The organism is Moraxella oblonga NBRC 102422 (genome assembly GCF_001598275.1).
GTDB classification, from domain to species: Bacteria; Pseudomonadota; Gammaproteobacteria; order Pseudomonadales; family Moraxellaceae; genus Moraxella; species Moraxella oblonga.
Window position 1 is genome coordinate 1 of record NZ_BCYQ01000078.1, and the last position, 3,203, is coordinate 3,203.

General features: G+C 41.2%; 1 protein-coding gene. It reads left to right on the plus strand.

From position 1 onward, the window contains the following. Nucleotides 1-255: 255 nt before the first annotated feature. Nucleotides 256-3,203 (plus strand): S6 family peptidase (locus MOB01S_RS11850; protein WP_281177256.1); only part of this gene is annotated, 2,948 nt, incomplete at its 3' end.

A 3,203-nucleotide genomic window follows, 5' to 3' on the forward strand; every position in this document is an offset into this window, starting at 1 on the left:
CGGTTAGTATATAAAGTTAACCCCAAGCAGTTTTATGGCGGTTGTTAAGTTTGTTTATAAAAGTGATTAAGAACGAATGTATTAATAAAAAATCATAAAATACACAATTGTTTTGACCTGTTGATGTTTTGATTGATGTTAATGATTAACTATAATGATACAAAGTGTGTATGTTTTATGATTGGATTGATGGTTTTTTAATGATAAAATGACGGTGTGATTTTACATTTATTGATTTATTCAAGGCTTTGACAAATGTCTAATTCCAACAAACTAAAAAAAACCATATTAGCCTCATTAGTACCAGTAATCGCAACACAAGCACATTCAGCGGTGGTGCGTGGGGATATTGATTATCAAATATTTCGTGATTTGGCAGAAAATAAAGGTCAGTTTAGCGTTGGTGCAACCAACATTAGTATCGCCAACAAAGACGGTGTTACGCTAGGTGCGACTTTTACTGATGCACCTGTCATGAATTTTGATTCGGTGGATCGCATTAAAGGGGCAACCACGCTGATTGATCCACAATATGCCGTGACTGTCGCTCATAATGATAATAACGCGGATTTTCATTGGCACATGCAATTTGGCGGTCAAGGACATCATGCCGATGCTCATCACTACAATTATTCCTTTGTTGATACAAATAACTACAAAAACAACCCACAAGCCACAGTAGACGACCCATCAGGGCTTAGTTCGGATTATCAAGTGCCACGTCTTAATAAGCTGGTTACAGAAGTCGTGCCCACACCTGTGGCAACTCCCAATACCACCATTGGTGGCTATGATAATGATGAGTTTTTAACTGACAAAAAATACAGTGCATTTATCCGTGTGGGGGCAGGTTCTCAGTACATTCGTGATGAGGCGGGCAATACACCAGACGTTTACCGAGGTTATCGCTATTTGATTGGGGGCGTGCCACTGACTTTCACTGAAGTGCAGCGTAATGGTGAAATACATGCAGGTGGTCAAAGGGTGCAAGGTGATGATGGTCAGCTTATTGACCATGTGTATCGTGACATTTTGAGTAACTATAATGCCGCAGGAGATAGTGGCTCACCGATATGGGGCTACAACAAAGAAGCCAAACGTTGGGAGTTGATTGCTGTCCATCGGGCAGGTACTTCTGATAAAAATGATTTAGATGGTGGATCGGTGGCGATAGTAACACGCCCTGATTATCACAAAAACATCATTGAACAAGATAAAATCCCTGATATTTATGTCAGGCAAGGCGAAGTTATTGATTGGTCATCGGTGTCAGGAATCAACATCAGCACTCTACAAAGTGGTGGAAAAGTTACAACAGTTGGGTTGGCAACGGGCAATCTAACTTCTGCGTTGTCAATCAAAGATGGTGTTCCAGTCAATGGCGTGGCAGGGTTAAGAGAACATCTAAACACAGGTAAAACCCTTGTTTTTACAGGTGAAAGTGGTACGCTCAATCTAAAAAATAGCATCAATCAAGGGGCGGGTGCATTATATTTTAACAATAACTTCACCGTTACATCCAATAATGCCACAGATACATGGCTAGGTGCTGGGGTGTCTATTGCTGATGATAAAGTGGTGGATTGGCAAGTTCACAACCCAGAGCATGACCGTTTGTCAAAAATTGGTCAAGGCACGCTTTTTGTAAATGGCACAGGTATAAACAAAGGCGACATCAGTGTTGGCGATGGTCGTGTGGTGTTGGCACAAAAGGCAGATGGTAATGGCGATGTGCAAGCATTTGGCAAAGTAGGTATTGTGAGTGGTCGTGGTACAGTAGTGCTGACCGATGATAAGCAAGTCAAAGCGGACAACATCTACTTTGGTTATCGTGGTGGTCGCCTTGATGTCAATGGTAATGATTTGACATTTTCTCGCATTCAAAACATTGATGATGGGGCTCAAATCGTCAATCATAACACCAACAAAGATGCTAGCATCACCATAGAAGGGCAAAAGCAACTGACCATTTATGACAGAATGAGCGTAGGTATTAGTGCTGGCATGTCGGGCGGTTATTATCATTCGGTGGGTTCTAGACGTAATGGTGATACCATGTTGGCAGGTCAAGACAGTTTGGATTGGCGTTATTTGGGTGCTACCAGAGATGTGGCATTTAATAAATTACGTCAATTGCTTAATGACCAGCGTAGGATTGTTGCATTTAATGGTGTTTTGGGTGAAAACGATCCAAACAAACCCAATGGTGGATTGGCGGTGAATTTTAACCCTGTTGATGAAAATGCAACGTTATTATTGACAGGCAGTAGCAATCTTAATGGCACTTTATCAGCTTCGGCAGGTACGATTGTTTTGTCAGGTCGTCCCACGCCCCATGCGGTTGATCACCTTAACCAAACTGAGGTGATTGATGATAAAGATTGGATTGCCCGCTCTTTTAGTGCTTCTGATTTTAATATTACAAATAACGCTTCTTTCATATCAAGCCGTAATGTGGCTAATATTACAGGTAACATTACCGTTTCTGATACTGCCAAAGTTCAGTTGGGCTTTATCAATGGACAAACACCCATTTGTGTGCGTTCTGATTACACAGGTGAATCTAAATGTACCTTTACGCCTGTTAGTAACGATGTGATTGATGTCATACCAGTAACCACCGTAAGAAGCGATGTTACATTAAACAATGACAGTCGCTTTTTGTTGGGTAAGGCACATCTGATTGGTGCAGTAAAGGCTTTTGACAATACAAAAATGGAGCTAGATTCAGACGCACATTGGACAATGACCGCGGATAGCCAAGTTGCCAACCTAAATCTAACCAATGGATCAAAAGTAACCCTAAACAACGCATCATCAGCACAAACTACGGGTGATAAGTTTAATACCCTAACCATTACCAATAACTTAACAGGTAGTGGGCAATTTAACTACTTAACTAACATTTCAAGAGTGCTTGGTGATAAGGTGGTTGTACTTGGCGAAGCGATGGGTGATCATAAGTTGTATGTGCAAGATACGGGTGCTGAACCAAAAAACAATGATAGTTTGGTGCTGATGAAATTATCCAAGCAACCCACCAACGATTTAACAGTAACGTTAGCCAATCATGATCAAAGTGTAGATCTTGGTGCGTTCCGCTACTACCTTAAACAGGAAAATGGTGATTATATTTTACATACTGACGCAGTAATTACAAATCCTGACCCAGTAGACCCAGTAGACCCAGTTGACCCAGTTGA